General features: G+C 67.5%; 16 protein-coding genes and 5 pseudogenes. 10 read left to right on the top strand and 11 right to left on the bottom strand.

Going from position 1 to position 16,656, the window contains the following annotated elements:
- Positions 1-230: 230 nt before the first annotated feature.
- Positions 231-1,094, top strand: a complete 864-nt coding sequence (locus tag ACQEU8_RS00260; RefSeq protein ID WP_433095650.1) for a hypothetical protein — start codon at positions 231-233, stop codon at positions 1,092-1,094.
- Positions 1,095-1,315: 221 nt separating this feature from the next.
- Here the strand turns inward: ACQEU8_RS00260 and ACQEU8_RS00255 are convergent, their stop codons facing one another.
- Positions 1,316-1,942 carry a TetR/AcrR family transcriptional regulator gene (locus ACQEU8_RS00255; RefSeq protein ID WP_433095649.1) on the bottom strand — a complete coding sequence of 209 codons (627 nt, stop codon included), beginning with the start codon at positions 1,940-1,942 and terminating at the stop codon, positions 1,316-1,318.
- A gap of 82 nt (positions 1,943-2,024) precedes the next feature.
- On the opposite strand from ACQEU8_RS00255, the gene ACQEU8_RS00250 reads away from it, so the two are divergent.
- Positions 2,025-2,522: an HXXEE domain-containing protein gene (locus ACQEU8_RS00250; RefSeq protein ID WP_433095648.1), complete on the top strand. Its 498-nt coding sequence runs from the start codon at positions 2,025-2,027 to the stop codon at positions 2,520-2,522.
- Between the two features lie 463 nt (positions 2,523-2,985).
- Positions 2,986-4,101 (top strand): annotated as a pseudogene (locus ACQEU8_RS00245) (response regulator).
- 159 nt (positions 4,102-4,260) lie between these two features.
- Here the strand turns inward: ACQEU8_RS00245 and ACQEU8_RS00240 are convergent.
- Positions 4,261-4,471, bottom strand: a pseudogene (locus tag ACQEU8_RS00240) (hypothetical protein); the annotation flags it as partial.
- A gap of 192 nt (positions 4,472-4,663) precedes the next feature.
- Positions 4,664-5,911: a multidrug effflux MFS transporter gene (locus ACQEU8_RS00235; protein WP_433095647.1), complete on the bottom strand. Its 1,248-nt coding sequence runs from the start codon at positions 5,909-5,911 to the stop codon at positions 4,664-4,666.
- A 77-nt stretch (positions 5,912-5,988) separates the two neighbouring features.
- Here ACQEU8_RS00235 and ACQEU8_RS00230 point away from each other — a divergent pair, with 77 nt between their 5' ends.
- From ACQEU8_RS00230 to ACQEU8_RS00220, 3 genes and pseudogenes are all read left to right on the top strand, one after another.
- The gene (locus tag ACQEU8_RS00230) at positions 5,989-6,480 is read left to right on the top strand and encodes a MarR family winged helix-turn-helix transcriptional regulator (protein ID WP_433095646.1); all 492 of its coding nucleotides are present in this window, start codon (positions 5,989-5,991) and stop codon (positions 6,478-6,480) included.
- A gap of 55 nt (positions 6,481-6,535) precedes the next feature.
- Positions 6,536-6,763 (top strand): hypothetical protein, encoded by a 228-nt coding sequence (locus ACQEU8_RS00225; protein ID WP_433095645.1) that lies wholly within the window; start codon positions 6,536-6,538, stop codon positions 6,761-6,763.
- A 47-nt stretch (positions 6,764-6,810) separates the two neighbouring features.
- A pseudogene (locus ACQEU8_RS00220) lies at positions 6,811-6,924 on the top strand (IS630 family transposase); the annotation flags it as partial.
- A gap of 6 nt (positions 6,925-6,930) precedes the next feature.
- On the opposite strand, the gene ACQEU8_RS00215 reads toward ACQEU8_RS00220, so the two are convergent.
- Positions 6,931-7,788: an EamA family transporter gene (locus tag ACQEU8_RS00215; RefSeq protein ID WP_433095644.1), complete on the bottom strand. Its 858-nt coding sequence runs from the start codon at positions 7,786-7,788 to the stop codon at positions 6,931-6,933.
- A gap of 173 nt (positions 7,789-7,961) precedes the next feature.
- Here ACQEU8_RS00215 and ACQEU8_RS00210 point away from each other — a divergent pair, with 173 nt between their 5' ends.
- Positions 7,962-8,384, top strand: coding sequence for an Lrp/AsnC family transcriptional regulator (locus ACQEU8_RS00210; protein WP_433095643.1), 423 nt, complete (start codon positions 7,962-7,964; stop codon positions 8,382-8,384).
- Between the two features lie 295 nt (positions 8,385-8,679).
- On the opposite strand, the pseudogene ACQEU8_RS00205 reads toward ACQEU8_RS00210, so the two are convergent.
- Positions 8,680-9,396, bottom strand: a pseudogene (locus tag ACQEU8_RS00205) (transposase); the annotation flags it as partial.
- A 66-nt stretch (positions 9,397-9,462) separates the two neighbouring features.
- On the opposite strand from ACQEU8_RS00205, the pseudogene ACQEU8_RS00200 reads away from it, so the two are divergent.
- Positions 9,463-9,923, top strand: a pseudogene (locus tag ACQEU8_RS00200) (transposase); the annotation flags it as partial.
- Here ACQEU8_RS00200 and ACQEU8_RS00195 read toward each other — a convergent pair.
- Together ACQEU8_RS00195 and ACQEU8_RS00190 are read right to left on the bottom strand one after the other, a co-directional pair.
- Positions 9,912-10,487 (bottom strand): hypothetical protein, encoded by a 576-nt coding sequence (locus tag ACQEU8_RS00195; protein ID WP_433095642.1) that lies wholly within the window; start codon positions 10,485-10,487, stop codon positions 9,912-9,914. The pseudogene ACQEU8_RS00200 and the gene ACQEU8_RS00195 overlap by 12 nt on opposite strands.
- Before the next feature lie 54 nt (positions 10,488-10,541).
- Positions 10,542-11,306 (bottom strand): transposase family protein, encoded by a 765-nt coding sequence (locus ACQEU8_RS00190; RefSeq protein ID WP_433095641.1) that lies wholly within the window; start codon positions 11,304-11,306, stop codon positions 10,542-10,544.
- Positions 11,307-11,543: 237 nt separating this feature from the next.
- Here ACQEU8_RS00190 and ACQEU8_RS00185 point away from each other — a divergent pair, with 237 nt between their 5' ends.
- A complete protein-coding gene (locus ACQEU8_RS00185) occupies positions 11,544-12,167 on the top strand; it encodes a hypothetical protein (protein ID WP_433095640.1) in 624 nt (207 codons plus the stop codon).
- Positions 12,168-12,374: 207 nt separating this feature from the next.
- Here ACQEU8_RS00185 and ACQEU8_RS00180 read toward each other — a convergent pair whose 3' ends face one another.
- The 3 genes from ACQEU8_RS00180 to ACQEU8_RS00170 all read right to left on the bottom strand — a co-directional run bounded on the left by ACQEU8_RS00180 (position 12,375) and on the right by ACQEU8_RS00170 (position 15,369).
- Complete coding sequence (locus tag ACQEU8_RS00180; RefSeq protein WP_433095639.1) at positions 12,375-13,046, bottom strand: response regulator; 672 nt, start codon at positions 13,044-13,046, stop codon at positions 12,375-12,377.
- Positions 13,047-13,215: 169 nt separating this feature from the next.
- On the bottom strand, positions 13,216-13,749 hold the full coding sequence (locus ACQEU8_RS00175) for a hypothetical protein (protein WP_433095638.1): 534 nt from the start codon (positions 13,747-13,749) through the stop codon (positions 13,216-13,218).
- 42 nt (positions 13,750-13,791) lie between these two features.
- A complete protein-coding gene (locus tag ACQEU8_RS00170) occupies positions 13,792-15,369 on the bottom strand; it encodes a hypothetical protein (RefSeq protein ID WP_433095637.1) in 1,578 nt (525 codons plus the stop codon).
- Between the two features lie 118 nt (positions 15,370-15,487).
- On the opposite strand from ACQEU8_RS00170, the gene ACQEU8_RS00165 reads away from it, so the two are divergent.
- Positions 15,488-15,862, top strand: a complete 375-nt coding sequence (locus ACQEU8_RS00165) for a hypothetical protein (protein WP_433095636.1) — start codon at positions 15,488-15,490, stop codon at positions 15,860-15,862.
- 457 nt (positions 15,863-16,319) lie between these two features.
- Here ACQEU8_RS00165 and ACQEU8_RS00160 read toward each other — a convergent pair whose 3' ends face one another.
- Entirely contained in the window at positions 16,320-16,484 is a 165-nt protein-coding gene (locus ACQEU8_RS00160) for a hypothetical protein (protein WP_433095635.1), read from the bottom strand.
- Between the last annotated feature and the right edge of the window lie 172 nt (positions 16,485-16,656).

Raw genomic sequence — 16,656 nt, 5'->3', positions numbered from 1 at the left:
GAGCACTCGATGCACCCCTCACACGGCACACGGGGGTGGGGAGGGCGAATGACAAGGTCGTGAGGGACGGAAGCCGTCACGGGTCTCTGTGTTTCGGGCAGCCCCGAAACACCTTCCGGTGGCGCGTGAGGGCGAGGAGCATCACCCCCGGCAGCATTGCAGGGCTCCGCAGCACCGAGCTATGCGTACTCCCGCTGCCCGGACGGGACGACAGCGGACGGGGGATTTCGATGGGAAAGAACCGCGCGGCCACAATCGGCTTCGCCTCGCTGCTTCTAGCGGCAGGCGTACTGGCCGCAACCGGCGGCTCCGCTACCGGGCAGCCTGCGGCGCCCGAGCCGCGAAATAGCTGCGATGACGAAGGCTTCGACTGGGGCAGCGACAAGCTCTATCCCGATGAGAAGAAGTACAACCCGGAAGTCGAGGACTCCAAGCTGCAGATGTGGCAGCAGCACTACCTGCGGGAGGACACCTACGGCGTCCTGACCGCCGGTGGACCCCATGTGAAGTTCTACATCGAGGACAAGAAGAGCGGCCAGAAGTGCTGGGGTAAGAAGGAATCCGAAGAGTGGGGCGAGGAGATCGAGACCGGGGTCCTGGACAACCGCAACACCTCCATCCGGGGCTGCATCGTGGACCCCGACGAACGGAAGTGCGGGGCGTGGCTCCGCGAGGACGCCGGCGGCCACCGGCAGAACGGTACCGGCCTGGGCAAGATCGACAACTACCCTGACCTCCACCTCAAAGCCAAGGCCAGTTACGACGACCACGAATACCCCGGCGCCGGACCCGATGTCCCCGGAACCACCGTCAAGGTCGGCAACCACACCAAGGCGGTCATGCGCATCCGCATAGACGAAGGCGAGGCCATCAAGACCTTCGGATTCGTCCGCACCTCCCGCAAGGACACGGAAATCGCGCTGGTCAGCGACAAGTACGGGTTCGCCGACTGGATGAAGGTCTACGCGACGTCGGACGGCGACTACGCGGCACGCACCGGCATCCTCTACAACAAGCACGACCAACTCATGGTCTGCGTCCGCCGGATCTCCAACCCCTCGCCCACGCACTGCGGGAACTGGAACCGCGCCTGACCTTGCGCAACCAACGACTTGTGCTGTGCCTCGCGGTGGCGCTGCTTCGCACCGTCATTGATCTTCACGAAGCGGTCCCAGTTCGGGCCGTCATGCTGGGGCCGACTGACGGCTCTGGCTCAACTTCCGTGAAGCGCACACGCTGAGTGACGGCTTATGCCCGCGACAGCCTCCGAGAAGTAGGCCCCGACAGGTGATGACGTCGGGGCCGGGCCGAGGCTCTATTGAGGGGTTCGGCAGGTCTGCAGATATGCGGTGGTCATTGTCACGATCTGGTTGGTCAGGTGGGCGGTGTCGAGGTGGTGGCTGCGGCTGGTGAAGCGGTGGGTCAGTGACTCGACGGTGGCCAGCACCATGCGGGCGGCCAGCTCTGGCCGGTCGAGGTGCACCTCGGGGTCGGAGCGCAGCAGCGCGGCGGCGGCTTCCACTGCGTCCTGCTCCACCTGCCGGAAGCGGGCCAGCAGTTGGGGCGGCCGAGGGGCTTCCTCGAACAGCACTTGGTGCAGCCGTGGGTTCTCGGCATGCAGCCGGACCACTGCAGAGGTCAGTTCCGGCAGCCACTCCTGCGCCGGCCGGGGTTGGCTCAGGCTCGCTCGTACCGCCTCGGCGGTCTGCTCAAGGTGCGCCTGGGCGAGCACCACGAGGATGGCGTCCTTGTTGGGGAAGTACTGGTAGAGCGATCCGACCGACAGCCCGGCCACCGCGGCGATCCGGTCCGTGGTTCCGGCGGCGTAGCCGTGCTCGGCGAAAACGCGAGCCGCACCGGCCAGGATCCGCTCCCTGGTGCGCCAGGCACGCTGCTGGACCGGTGTCTTCCTGGGCCGATACCCAGATGACGAGCGGGACATCGGGGCCTCCGAAGGCGAGTACCGAAAGCGAGGGATCCCTCATATTCTAGCGGACACCCGAGAACCCCCCGGAGGTATCTACGTGGCCACCCCGCTCACCCGCCCCGCAGCCGACCTGCGCCCCACGCCTTGGCTAGCCGCTGCGCCGTTCCTGCTGCCCTACCTGGTCTACGTACTGCACACCCTTGAGGAGCTACAGGGGTTCGCTGCATGGGCTTCGGAGCACTTCGGTCCGGAGACCACCGGCATGTTCGCCGCGTACCACATCCCGCTGATGCTGCTGGTGCTCATCGTCTCCTGGCGGGCCGCGCTGGCCGGCCGGCACGGCGCCTGGGTGGTGCTGGCCGCCGCCTTCCAGTGGCAGTTCGCCGTCAACGCCCTCTTCCACCTGGCCGCCTGGATCGCGCTGGGCGACTACTCTCCCGGGGCAGTCACCGGCGCAGTGGTGTCGATCCCGGCCGCGGTGTTCTTCTTCTTCTGGATACGGCGCCAGCGTCGGGCCACCGCGTCCGAGCTCACTCTCGCGGCGGTCATCGGCACGCTCATCGCCGCCCTCGCCATCGGATTCTTGTTCCTCTAGCGCAACGCGGACAGGGGCGCCGAACGGGACGGCAACGCGGGCGACGTCTGCAGATTCCCCATGCGGCGGACTGGTCCGTACGCGGTGGCGGCCGGGCTGGTTGGTTCGAACTCCTTCGGAAACGAGTCCTCGTGCCGTGACGGAAGGTGACGGCATCACGGAAGTTGAGCCAGAACCCCTTCTCGCGTACAGAGCCCCAGCGGCTTCAGAGCTGTCTGCGCTACGCGTGCAGGCAGGAAGTGCGTTGCCTGGATGTTGCCAGTTTCCCGGCAACGGTTTTGCTGTTACTTGCGCTGTTGGCCGGTCTCGCCGCCGCGGTACTGACGGTCTGGGCGGGGAGCGGTGCGCCGCAGAGCGTGCTGTGCGGCTTCGGCAGCGCGGGGCTGGGGCGGCTTCTTCAACCGGCTCGTCGCCCCTGAACAGCCCCCTTCGGCGTCTGGGAACGGCCCGGAAGGCAGTGCCCCTGGGTGACCTCAAGCCCATATCCAACCAGTTGCCGCGAGAGACCCGGGAACTGGCGGAAGCGCTGCGGGAACTCTTCGACGGTCTGGCCGTCTCCGTCCGCCGCTGCGCCGCCCGCCGCGCGAGGGACGCCGGTACCTTCTCCCGCTATCTGAATAGCACCCGCGTACCGCCCTGGGAGGTCATCAACGACCTGTTCACCGACCGCGGCGCTGCCGCCACGACCCGAGACCATGGAACTGCTGCGCACACTCCACCACCGAGCCGTCCGCGCAACCCCCTCACCGAAACATGGGGTGGCGGTGCTGGAGAGCCAGCTGGCCAGGCCGACCGCGAATCCCGCGTCTCAAGAAGCCACAAGAATGTCCTGGGTGAGGCCCATGCTGGGCCGTCAGCACCGCACGCCGACCTGGAGGTACGCCTCAACCAGCTCGAAGCCGACTGGGGAGCCGAACGCGCACGCGCCAACGCCCTGGGCGAAGCCGCGCCCGACCTCGAGGGTCTCCTGCGCGAACGTGACGAACTGCGGGAGGAAGTCCGCAGACTCCAATCGGAGGTACGCGAGACCGAGCTGCGTCGCGCGCAGGCCGAGGAGCGGTGCGGGCTGCTGGAGCGGCAGCTGCGCAGCCTGGAGGAGTCACGGAAGCCGAAGAACAAGGAGGGGAGGGGGGCGGGGGAGGGGCTCTTCCCGTCTGTTGTCGGCCCAGGGCATGAGGCCAGACGGATGCCGCGGGTACTGCTCGTGGACAACGACGAGAACAACCGTATGGCGATGAAGGCGTTCCTCGACTCCCTCGACCAGGAGATCGTGGCGGTCTCCTCCGGACGGGAGGCGCTCAAGGCGCTGCTGGACCACGACGACTTCGCCGTGATCCTGCTGGATGTGCAGATGCCCGGCATGGACGGCTACGAGATCGCCGCCCACATCAAACGCCGCAGCCGTACCCGTGACATCCCCATCATCTTCCTGACCGCTATGGGCACCGGCGACTTCGCACGCGGCTACGCGGCCGGCGCCGTGGACTACCTCGCCAAGCCCTTCGACCCCTGGGTCCTGCGCGCAAAGGTCGCCGTCTTCACCGGCATCCACCTCGAACGACACGAACGCAGTCGCTGATGTGCGCTCCGAGCCGCTCTTCGCCGGTACGCAATGGCCGACCGCCTGTGTCCATCCGGTCGACATCGCCGTTGTACGCGGTAGCGCGGCAGGTGGCCGCGCCACCGCTGCGGCGACCTGCCGCGCGGTCGAACCGGTCGGCGGCCGGCTCGGACACCCCGGACAGCTATGGCACAGGGTCAGGTTCGTCCGCCAGTAGGCGGCAACCAGAAGCACGCGGACTTCCAGCGGCAGGCTCCCTGGCTGCACTCTCGCGTCGCAGCGCGGTGACCAGCTTGCCGAAGTGACGCGGTCTCAGCTCGGTAAACGGGGACGCCCAAGAGAGCTCCGACGCCGTGATCAACCCGTACGGCACCTTCCGTCTCGGCATGAGCAAGCGGCTCGACCTGCTGATTCCGACCGTGCCCGGATCGAGACGCTCGCCCTGGATCACCGTTCGTCGTCCCGATGTGCACAGCGGGGCCCGGGATCACCGGAGCGGGTAGACCGGTGGTGCAGCGAAAGCCGTCTGCTGGCGTGGCTCGTTCATATGTCGATTGTCAACTGTCTCGTGCGGCTATGGCTATTGCCACGCCAGATTTGGATCTTGCCTGGTCAACCACAGTGCGAGCGTGGCAATCAATGCGCAGCCGGTCATGCCGAGGAAGAGCGGCATGACGGTGTGGCCGCCCGCGATGCCCATCAGGGGAGCGACGGCCGCGCCCAGGACGCTTTGCAGTGTGCCGAGCACTGCCGAACCGGTACCGGCCGCGTGCGGCACGCGTTCGAGGGCGAGTGCGGTGGCGGTGGCGAAGACCTGCCCGAGGCCGAGGAAGCCGATGCCGACCAAGCCCAGGGCCCACACCCGACTGAGATTTCCGGTGGCGGTGACGAGCAGGGCGACGGCGCTCGACACCAGCAGCACGGCCAGTCCGATGTTCAGCAGGAGCCGAGAGCCGTAGCGGCTCACGAGACGGGTCGCGGCGGCGCTGGAGGCGGTGGCGGTGAGGGCGCCGACGGTAAAGGCCATGGATGCCTCGCCGACGCTGAGGTCCAGAACGTTTTGCAGCAGGAAGGGGGAAGCGGCGATGTAGCAGAACAGGGTGGCACTGGCGAAGCAGAAGGCAAGTGTGTAGCCGAGGTAAAAGCGGTCGGTCAGGACCGAGACGGCGACCTTGAGCGTTGCGCCGATGCCGCCGGCGTGTCGGCGTTCGGCAGGCAGACTCTCCGGAACGAGGAGCAACGCGGCCAGGAACATGAGCGCGGACGCGCCAGCCAGTACCCAGAAGACCGTGCGCCATCCGCCGGAGCCGTTCACTATTGCCCCGCCGGCCAGCGGCGCCACGATGGGGGCGATGCCGCCCAGGGCCATCAGCATGCCGAAGATCCTCGCGGCGGCCGTGCCGGACGCGACGTCTGAGACCACGGCCCGGCCGACGACTACACCTGCAGCCCCGCTGAATCCCATAAGGAACCGCAGGCCGGTCAGGAGCTCGAGCGAGGGGGCGACGGCGCACAGCACCGTGACCAATGTGCAGATACCGGTTCCTACGAGGATCGGCTTCCGACGTCCGTACCGGTCGGAGAGGGGACCGAGTACTAGCTGGCCGGCGGCGAGCCCGAAGAGGAAGGCGGTGAGGGTGAGTTGGACGCCAGAGGCGTCCGTGGACAGGTCCCGGGCCATGGCCGGAAAACCGGGAAGGTACATGTCGGTGGACAGTGGGATCACGAAGGACAGCAGAGCGAGGGCCGCGGTGAGGCGGCCCGGCGGGGACGGGGGTGCTGGCTTCGGCACCGACCGGCCGACGTGGGCAGGGGCATGGGAGGTCATGGTCGCTCCGGGGAATGAAGGGACAGCAGGCGGATTGACTATAGCTATATAGCTATAGCAAAAGCTAGAATGGGAAGGTGACAAAGCGCGATGCCGAACTCGACGAACAGGCGCTGCTGCGCGAAGCCAGGCAGCTGACCCCCGCGATCTATGCCCTCGCGCGAGTCCTGCGGCTGCGAGGGGTCGATGAGGCGGGACTGCTTCCGCTACCGCCGTCGGACCTGGAGGTCCTGCGCTATGTGTTGGATTCCCCGGGCACAGGAACGGGCGCCCTTGCGCGCGAACTCGGGCTGCATGGGAGCAATGCCAGTACAACCGTGCGAGGCCTGGTCGCCCAGGGCTTGATCCGCCGCGAGACCGACCCGGAGGACCGCCGGGCCGTGCGGCTGTACCCGACGCTGGATGCCCAGCATGGAATGGCGCGGATTGAAAATGCCTGGGCCGCCCTGTTCGCCGACGCCCTGGCCACACTGCCCGCCGACGACCGTGCCGCACTCGCCTCCGCGACGCCGGCGCTGCGTGCACTGGGCTCCGCTTTGCGGGACCTCCGCAACCCCGTGCGCGATTGACAGTGCTCTGGGCGCCCAGTGTCGGCAAACGACGCCGAGCTCAAGCGGTCAGCGCTTGATCAATCCGCAGGTGGGCACTGTCGACGACGACATCACCATTGCGGCGACGTCGCTGACGAACGCGTCCTCGGCCAACGACCAGCAGGCGGTAGGGGCTGCGCGAAGCTACGACCACCACCCGCCCGACATCACCCTCCCAACCCTGCGCTACGCCCGCGCCAACGGCCCGACCTTCTCCGACAGGAAGACTCCGAGCGTGCTCCTTCCGTGTCGTCCTCTCTAGTGCCACGTCAGAGAACCTTTGCCCTGTAGTTGGAGTGACGCGCCCCCGCAGTCAACAACGTTGAGCTCGCCTACACGCCGACCAACAGTTCCTGGCCGAACCGCACCGAGGCGCAGTTCATCGTCCCGCGCTACTTCGCGCAGGACGGCACCGACCACGCCCGCATTTCATGCGGTTTCCCTCCGTTCCTGGTGGACCGCGACTCCGGTGATGACCAGGGCGATGCCGACGGCTTCGAGCCAGGAGGGGATCTGAGCGAGAACGATGATGCCGATGATCGCCGCGGTGGCGGGGAGCAGGGACAGCATGAGTGCGAAGGCCGCCCGGGAGATGCGGGCCATGGCGAGCTGATCGCAGACGTAGGGGATGACCGACGAGCAGATCCCCACGCCGAACGCGGCCGCCAGGAGGACCGGTGTGGTGACGGTGACGGCGGCGTCGGTGATCCCGACGGGGGCGACCACGATCATCGCGATCAGCATCGAGGCGCCGAGACGGTCGATGCCCGACGCACCGCCGTTCTCGGCGAGACGGTGGCCGAGGATCACGTAGAACGTGAAGAGCACACAGTTGCCGAAGGCGAGTGCCAGGCCGAGCGGTTCATCGACGAGGTGCACATCGGTGAGCAGATAGACCCCGGTGACCGCCAGGAGTAGCGCGAGCACGTTGCGGCGGGAGCGGACGCCGACGGCCGCCAGGAGAACGGGGCCGAGGAACTCGATGGCTCCGACCGTGCCGAGCGGCAGCCGATCCAAAGCGAGGTAGAACACACTGTTCATCACCCCGAGTACGGTGCCAAGGGCCAGCAGCAGCCGACGCTGCCGCCAGGTAGAGGAGCCCCACACTCGCCACGGGCGCCGCCAGGCGGCGAAGACGACCGCAGCCGATGCTATTCGCAGCCAGGCCACGCCCAGCACGTCGATACGGGCGAAGAGGAGGACCGCGCAGGCGGGGCCGAGGTAATGGAAGACCGCGCTCGTCACGAAGAACGCCGACGACGGGACGCGATCGGCAGCAGCGGTCAAGCGTGACGGTGAGGTACCGGGACGGAAGTGCGAGAGCGAGTTGACCACAGGGAAGATGATCGCAAGCAAGCACCATCGGGACCATCCCGAAGCAGCAAGCAGATCAGTCAAATACTTTACGATTGATGGTGCAAGTCGGCTCTCGATAGTGCGAAGGTGAAGATGTGGATGCCGTGGACCGAGCCATCCTGGCCGAGCTCGACGCAGACCCCCGGCTGGCCACAGCGGAGCTGGCCCGTCGTGTCGAGGTCTCGGTGCCCACCGCCCGGGACCGGGTACGGCGGCTGCGTGAGACCCAGGTGATCCGTGGCTACCGCCTCGACGTGGACCCGGCGGCGCTGGGCTATCCCGTGGCCGCCTTCGTCCGGGTCCGCCCCGGCCCGGGGCAGTTGCCGAAGATTGCCGAGCTTGCGCGAAGCCTGCCGCAGGTTAGTGAGTGTCATCGCATCACCGGTGAAGACTGCTTCCTGATCAAGGTCCATGCAACCGACCTCAACACGTTCGAGGAGGTCCTCGACCGGTTCCTCCTCCACGGGCAGACCACTACCTCCATCATCCAGTCCACCCCCGTGCCACCGCGTACGCCGGGGTTGTGACGTGGATGGTCTGGGAACTGTCCGCGAGCCGGGTGGCGTCGGGGACGTCCGGTCACGCCGCTTGGCGGCTGTTCTGGCCCGTCAGCCGAGGGCGGCCGCCGGTTCCGGCGGTACCGACGACGAAGCCGCCGCCCACGGGCCGGATGCCCGGCCGACCGTTTCGGCTCGGCCGTCGAATCGGAGCAACACTGGGCATAGGCCCGGTCGTACCCGCCCGCGCGGGCCCCGAGTAAGCGATCTGCTCCGTCACAAGGGCATCGTCACCACTGTCCATGACCCGGCTCCTGATGGCGCATCAGGCAACGTTCGCCCTGTCCACCACGGCTTGTAGGCGTTGATCGTCGGCGTGGCGGTTTCGCCAGATGATGTAGCGGCGGATCATGCTGCCCTGCTCTTTGTGGCTGGCATGGTCGGTGCCATCGAGGGTGAAGTAGCGCAGGGCGGTGAACTGGGCTTCTATGCGGTTCAGCCAGGAGCTGTTGGTCGGGGTGTAGGCGATCTCGACGTTGTTTGACGCCGCCCAGGCGTCAACGCGCTGGCACTTCTTCGTCGTCAGGTGCGGGGAGAAGTTGTCACAGGTGATCGCGATACAGACCTCGGGCGGGTAGAGGCTGCGCAGATATCGGCAGAACTCCAGGAACTGGGTGCGTTTCTTGATCGGCTTGATGTGGCCGTAGAGCTTGTCCTTGGCCAGGTCCAAGGCGGCGAACAGGTGTCGGACCCCGTGCGGGCGGGTGTAGGTCGCCCGTCGCCGCGGACGGGGCCCGCGATCGGGATCCTTGTGCTTGCCGCCGCGTTCGGCCCACTGCCGGCCCGGGTTCGGCTGGAGGTTTAGCGGGCTGAACTCATCCAGGCAGAAAACCACGTCCGGCTCGCCTTCCTCGGGGATGACCTCGCCGTCGGCGATCGCGTACAAGTGTTCCACCCGCGCCTTCTTGGCTGCGTAGTCCGGATCGCGGGAGCTCTTCCAGGTCTTTATGCGTTGAAAGGAGACGCCTTCCTCGCGCAGGACGCGCAACGGCACCTGATGGTGATCTTCATCGTGAACCCGTGCCGACCAGGCGCTTCATGCAACGCTCAGTGCCGGGCTCTGGAAGCCCAGATCAACGTCCTGCTGGAGGCTCACCCTCTTCGCCCGGTCCTGACGCCGATACCCGGCGTCGGCGTCAGGACCGCTGCGTCCTGCTGGTCACCGTCGGCGACGGTGACCAGCCTCCCACCGCCGCCCAGCTCGCCTCCTACGCTGGCCTCGCCCCGACCAAGAGGTCGTCGGGGCCTCCATCCACGGCGAACACGGACCCCGAGGCTGCAACCGGCAGCTCAAACAGGCGATGTTCCTTTCCATCTTCACCTGTATGAACACCAATCCGGCCTTCCGCGCCTACTACGACAAGCAACGCGCCCGCCTAAACCCACATCCAGGCCCTCCTCCGCCTCGCCCGCCAACGCATCAGCGGCCTGTTCGCCATGCTCCGAGCACCCCCCGGGCTGAGCGGGGGGAGGGAGGACGTACGAACTCCGGCTCCCTCAGAGTTTGCCTTCCATGAGAACCGTGCGATGCCCCCCGAGCGCGCGGGAGAGACCTTCGATGAACCCGGGGCTGAAGTCGGGCCAGTCCCAGAACTCGAAACCGAGATACCCGAAGGCGAAGTAGTCATCCGACCAGGTCCACGCAGTCAGGTCACCAGGGCGCCGACAATGCGGGCAGGCGACTGCCGCGCTGCCTGTGTCGCTCCAGACGCTGATGGCCTCACCGAAGGGTTCCCACGCACCCTCGATCTCCTCCAGCCGGTCGGTGTAGAAATCCGCCCGCCCGGCACAATGGGGGCACACCGCGAACCTGGGTTCGCCCTGACCGCAGTTGAATACGGTGCGGCTGGTCTCGATCCTGAGTCCGTCGCTGGGCTCCCAGTCCTCCTGACCGACCGCCTTGGCCCAGGAGGGACCGGGCGGATGCCCCAACGGCGCCCCGAGAACACAGTCGGTGAGCTCGGCCCGAACGATCCCCTCCCTGACCAGCCAGTCGAGTCCGCTGTCTGCCAGGGTGCGGGCGTCCGCATACGTGGCGTCGAGGTCGACGACGGTCTGAAAATAGTTCCCCATGAGGCAACAGTAGAAGCAGCCACCGACAGCGCGGCACTGAGCCCCTTGCCAACCTCAGCTTGAGGCTGCCAGGTAGAGGGTGAGGATGGCTTTGACCAGGTCGGTGATTCGGGTGGTGCTGCACCGCAGCTTCCGCAGCAGCCGCCAGGACTTGAGGGTGGCGACGGCCTGTTCGCCGAGTGCTCGTATCCGTGCGTGGGAGCGGTTGTGGGCTTGCTGGCCGGTGGAAAGCGTCCCCCACCGACCTCGGTAGGGGACGCGGATCGTCCCGCCGGCGCCCTGATATGCCTTGTCCGCCCAGCACGGGATGTCCTCGGTGGTCAGGGCATCGATGATGCCGTGGGTGCGGGCGGCTTTGATGTCGTGGACCGCGCCGGGCAGTGCGGGTGAGGCCCACAGCAGTCGGCCCAGGGGATCGGCGATGACCTGTACGTTCATGCCGTGACGGTGGTGCTTGCCGGAGTAGTACGGCCGGTCGGCGGCGATCCGGTCGATGAGTAGGAGCGTCCCGTCGAGGATGACGAACGCCTTCCACTTCGCCGCGTGGGATGCCGCCGTGAGATCCGGGGCGAGGGCGGCCAGGATCTCAACGGCTTCGACGATGTAACGGTAGACGGTGGTGGTGCCAACTCCGAAGCCCGCCGCGAGCTGCGTGTAGGTGTGACCGCACCGCAGGTGGGCCAGGACCAGCAGCGCCTGCCGGCCAACCGGGAGCCTGCGCCACCGGGTCCCTACCTCCACGCGGCGGACGGCCAGCAGACCGGCCAGGTGTCGCAGGGCTGAGCTGGACAGATCGATCCCGGATGGGTCGACAAGCACGACGAAGCTCCTGGTACAGCGAGTGATCTTGGTCGTGAACTCGTCTACCAGAAGCTTCATCACGTCGCGCGACCGGGGCACTCACCAACCAACACTGCTCGTCCGCAGGTTGGAAAGGGCTCACTGGCTCCCGGGCACCCGAGGCGAGTGCTCCCCGCACCCGCACAGCACCGCCGATGCCTGCGCGTCCTCGTCCCCGAAGCACCTGAGCCCGAGCCCCAGGCCCCATCGGAAGAGGTGTCCGACTCGCCGTGGCCGCGAGGGCACAGGTTCGCCGAGCACACCCGCACCACGCACGCCACCGTCCAGGCGCTGCTGCAGGCAGGCCACAGCCGCCGTGCGATCCAGCGGCAGCTCCGGATGGCCCACCACACCGTCAAGAAGTATGCCGACGCCGCCAGGCCGGAAGACCTCTTCACCGGCCAGTGGCAGAACCGGGGCTCCGTCCTGGACGAGTACAAGACCTACCTCGATGACCGCTGGAACGAAGGCTGCACCAACGCCTGGAAGCTCTGGGGAGAGATCGTCCCGCTCGGCTACAAGGGCAGCTACCAGCGCGTTCGCGACTACTTGCGTAATAAGCGCACCTCACCGCGACCCGTGACCGCACGGCCTCCCTCGCCCCGGGGCGTCGCCGGGTGGATCCTCCGCCGCCCGGAAACCCTCGGCGAAACCGAACAGCTCCAGCTGAAGACCGTCCGGGCCCATTGCCCCGAACTGGACGCCCTCACCCGGCACGTCCGCTCCTTCGCGACCATGCTCACCGAGCCCCAGGGCGAAGCGCCTGCCGGACTGGCTCACCGCCGTTCGGCAGGACGACCTGCCCAGCCTCCACACATTCGCCGCCGGCATCGACCGTGACCGCGACGCCGTCACCGCCGGCCTCACCCTGCCCTGGAGCTCAGGTGTAGTTCGAAGGACATGTCAACCCGGATCAAGATGTTCAAGCGCCAGATGTTCGGCCGCGCAGGATTCGTTCTCCTGCGCAAGCGCGTACTCCTGGTATGACCCAACGGCTCACGAAGGCCTGGCAACAGGGGCTGATCCCGAGCCTATCGCGTGGGCTTCTCAGCCGTCTGTGGCCAGGCCGCTTTCCCAGGCCCAGGCTGCGATCTCCACGCGGTTTCGGGTCTTCAGCTTGGCCTTGATGCTGGCCAAGTGGGTCCTGAGCGCCGCAGTGGAGATTGACAGCTTGTGAGCGATCTCCGCGTCAGGGCTCCCGGCAGCAAGCGCTCGAACAACCTTCTGCTCGTCCTCAGTGAGCGGCTCAGAGGGCTCGCGCACGGAGCCGGCAGATTTGGGCGCCCTCTCGCGCAGCAACCGCACAGTCATCGTCGGCGAGACCAGGGAGTCGCCGACGGCAGCGGAACGCACCCCTTCCACGAGCAATGTAGGGCTGGCGTCCTTGAGGAGAAAGCCGTCAGCGCCGCTGAGCAGCGCGGCATGCACGTATTCATCCAGATCGAAGGTGGTGACCATGACGATGTGCGGCTTGTGGTCGTACACGGGGTGGGCGGCGGCACGCTCGGCCAAGCGGCGGGTCACCTCCAGCCCATCTAGTTTGGGCATCCGGATGTCCAGGAGCAGGACGTCGGGGCGAAGACGCTCGACGGCATCAAGCGCGGCAGCGCCGTCAACGACATCGTCAAGCACTTCGACGTCACTCTGGCCCTCCAGGACCATCCGGAACCCCGGCCGGACCATTTCCTGTTCATCTGCGATGACCACGCTGATCGTCACGTGTGAGCGTTCCTCTTTCCTTGACATGCAGCTCTCCCACCCCTGGCCCGAGCGTCCTGCAGTCCCTGGGCGTTCAGGTCATACCACGCGATTCGCTGGCGCAGGAGCCAAAGTGGCCCCGACGCATAACCAGACACCTCAATGGATGCACCCCGGATGTGTCACACAGTTACCTTCCACACAAGCTGAGCCAGAGCCCGAGTTGGTCAGCTTCTGTGATGCAGCCATGCTGAGTGACCGGGTCGGCTCGGGAGTGACCAATCCCGGTGGCGAGAACGAACCGCTCGCCTTGGCGCTCGGTGAGTGTGGTCGCGAATGTCTGGGTGTGCTTGGTGAGTGCATCGGTCTCGGGGTAGTTGGCCCGGACGTTCTTCAGGTGGAGGTGTTCGGTTTCGGTGAGGGTTTCCGGGCGGCGAAGGATCCATCTGGCGACGACCCGGGGCGAGGGCGGCCGCGCCATCACGGGCCGCAGCGAGGTGCGCTTCTGGCGGAGGTAGGCGCGAACGCGCTGGTAGCTGCCCTGATAGCCGAGCGGGACGATCTCTTCCCACAGTTTCCAGGCATTCGTGCCACCCTCATTCCAGCGGTCATCGAGGGAGGTCTTGTACTCGTCGAGGACCGAGGCTCGGGCCTGCCGCTGACCGGTGAAGAGGTCTTCCGGCTTGGCGGCGTCCGCGTAGCGTTTGACTGTTCGGCTCGTCACTCCAGAAGAGCCGCACCCAACTCCTTTCCTTCCGCACCTTGCTCATTGGCGATCCAACCCGCGCGCAGTTCGTGGGCCACACGGTCGCCGGGTACCGGCGAAAGGCGGGAGCACGTGATCCGGCAGGATGGCCGCATGCCCCACACCCCGATACGCCCCGCACAGCCCTTCGACGAGAAGTGGATCACCCAGGCCCTCAACGGTTTCATCGAAGGTGCCGGACACTGGATGCCCGGCACGCTCGCCGCGTTCACCGAGGTCGGCCGCTACTTGACTGGGAGCGGCGAGGAGGCGCCCGCGCGGTACCGGGGTTGGAACTGGTACCGGTTCATCGGCCGGTGCGGCGCCGTGGCCCTGCGGGCGAGCTCCTTCCACGTGCAGGACCATCTGCGCGCGGTCCAGCTGGCGATGCTGGACGTATGGGCAGAAACTCCCTTTGCCGACCCGGAGGTTCGCGCCCGGATGCGTACGGGCGTCCTCGAACTCGCCGACAAGGACACGCATGCCGCTCGGACCCACGACGGTGCGGTGGTCGCTCTGCACGGGATCGGCGCCGGCCGGGACGGGCAGCGTTTCGTCGAGTTGCGCACCGGCTCCGCGCAGCCGCCAGCACCCGGTCGGATCACGGCCACCGAGCCGGTGCCTGCAGCCGGTTGGGACACACCTGACCGGCTGCGGCGCCTGGTGCACCTCGTACGAGAGAAGGGGCCCGCGCCCTGGGACCGCGTGGCGGCCGCGGTGCTCGCCGAGCGGACCGGGCTGAGCCGGGCCGGTGCCGCGCTGCTGCTCGCCGGAATGCCCGGTGTGAAGTACGGGTACCGGGGCCTCAATGCCGAGGCGCGCAAGGTGATGGGGCTCAAGCAGTCCGAAGCCGAGGCCGGTGAGCGGGAGTTGGGGAGCCTGCGGGTGGCCGAGCGCCTCGATCTGCTGGCCGACGTGCTGCCCGCGGACCCCGGGCGGCTGTGGCAGGAGGGCGGGCAGCTGGCGCTCGCCGAGCGGGTCGCCGAAGCCTGGCGCAGGCAGCAGGGCGTACGCCCCGCCGTGCCGGAGTCGACGCTCGCCGTCGCCGCCGAGCACATCGATGTGCGGATGGCCCCGGCAGCCGTGTGCGCCGTGTTCGCCGATCCCGCGCGCGAGCCGCGGCTGACCCGCGACCCGGACACCCGGCTGCGGGTGAACAGCATCAGCGGCGGCGGCTGGGAGGGCGACGAGGGTTTCCTTTTCAGGGAGCTGCTCGCCGTGGTCTGCGACGCCGTCGACTGGGTGTACGCCGAGCTTCCCGAAGGAGATCCCGTACGCCAAGGTGTCCCCGAGACCGTACGGCTGCTGCGGGAACGCCTGGCCCACCCGGGGTTGCTGCTCTCCGCCCGCGGCCGCAGCCTGCGCGGCCGCACCGTGGCGGAACTGCTGCCGGACTTCCCCGGCGCCCTGCCCTACTTGGGTGCCGCAGAGCCGCTTGACCATCCCACACTCGACGACGGCCTGGTCGTCGTGTCCGAGGCAGGGTTCGACCGGCGCGGTGAGCGCGAGGCGCCCCGTGTGTACTTCCGGCCCGGCCGCTACGGGGCCGACGAGCGCTCGCGGCGGTTGGAGGCCGTGGTCGACGAGGAGGACTCGCATCTGGCGCTGGTCCGCCGACTGCGCGGTCCCGAGTTCGATCGGATCGTGCAGCGCATCACCGAGGGGTCGCTGCCGCCGGGCGGCTACGAGACCGATCCGCGGCTGTCCCGCACCAAAGGTGCTCGAGGAGGCGGTCGCCGCCACTGGTCTGGATACGGACGCCGCCACGTTGTATCTGCAGCTGCTGGCCCTGCCCGTGCCCACCGACCGCCGTATCCGCCGCTTCAACCAGTGGACTCTCGGGCACCACAAGGCCGTTGCGGCCGGACTCGTCGAGGCCGGTCTGGTGGTCGCCGACCGCAGGCCCCGGGCCGGGCGGGGGGTGTTCCTGCCCGGCGACTGGGCGGGCGGGGACAAGTTCTACCCTCCGATGGAGACCTGGAAGGCCGGGCTGCTCGGGGTCCGGGTCATCGGGCGCAAGGTCTACTCCCGGCCCGTCGCCGGGCCCCTTCCCGAACTCTTCGCCCGGGCCTGGCGGACACGTCCCCACTGAGCGTGGCGGCACGTTCCGCAGGTTGCGCCGGGTTCTGGATCAGTTTCTGTGGTCGATCACGCTCTGTGCTCGCATCACGCCAGAAGCACGCGTTTCCGGAGGAGCGCGAAACCAGCTCGCCCGTACATCTGACGCTTGATCATTTTAAACGTTACGTGGGATCTGCCGGGGTGAGCATGTCTCCCTGGTGTAGCTACGAACTTGGGAGATGGCTTGAGCGGCACGACGGTGCTCACGGAGAAGTGGCCGGTGCTCGGCCGGCACGAGCAGGCGGCGTCCTGGCTGACGGTCTGGACGGATCTCGGACGTGAGCCACGCACGATCGATGCCTACGGCAGGGGACTGGGCCGAGTACCTGCTGATGTGCGAGGGGGAGAGCGTCGACCCGGTCGCCGCGAACCGCGCCGATATCGCCGTCTACGTAAGGGAGTTGAGCTCGCTCGTCTGCGTCCGCTTCTCACAGTGCCCAGGGGTGGTCGACGATGTGGTAGGTGGTGAAGTCCGGGTCGATGGCGTCACACGGTCCGGCGGCGGCGGGAATGTGACTTGGGGTGCCGGGGACGCGCATGGCGTCCACGAGCCGGGACGAGATCCGGTTGACCTCGTCCTCTGCCTGGCGCACTGGGCGCACCTCGGGTGTGTATCCGAGGGTCTTGCGTACCTTCGACCCTTCGACGGCTTGGCGACGCGTCCGGGGCCAGTGTTGGACATGATCGAGCATCCCCTTAGCGGAATCAGGGTCAGCAGGGTGGCTGCGACGACCGTCGTGCTGGATGCCGCCCTGGGCTTAGAGC

This window comes from Streptomyces sp. CA-250714 (assembly GCF_050936705.1).
Taxonomy (GTDB): domain Bacteria; phylum Actinomycetota; class Actinomycetes; order Streptomycetales; family Streptomycetaceae; genus Streptomyces.
The sequence above is the reverse complement of the archived record's forward strand: the minus strand, read 5'-3'. Positions and strand labels throughout refer to the sequence as shown.

What these genes read in the sequence shown, in the direction of transcription:
- ACQEU8_RS00235 (WP_433095647.1), bottom strand. Translation starts at nt 5,911, where the DNA reads ATGACCTCCCATGCCCCTGCCCACGTCGGCCGGTCGGTGCCGAAGCCA.
- ACQEU8_RS00170 (WP_433095637.1), bottom strand. Translation starts at nt 15,369, where the DNA reads ATGCGAGTCCTCCTCGTCGACCACGGCCTCCAACCGCCGCGAGCGCTC.
- ACQEU8_RS00255 (WP_433095649.1), bottom strand. Translation starts at nt 1,942, where the DNA reads ATGTCCCGCTCGTCATCTGGGTATCGGCCCAGGAAGACACCGGTCCAG.
- ACQEU8_RS00260 (WP_433095650.1), top strand. Translation starts at nt 231, where the DNA reads ATGGGAAAGAACCGCGCGGCCACAATCGGCTTCGCCTCGCTGCTTCTA.
- ACQEU8_RS00195 (WP_433095642.1), bottom strand. Translation starts at nt 10,487, where the DNA reads ATGGGGAACTATTTTCAGACCGTCGTCGACCTCGACGCCACGTATGCG.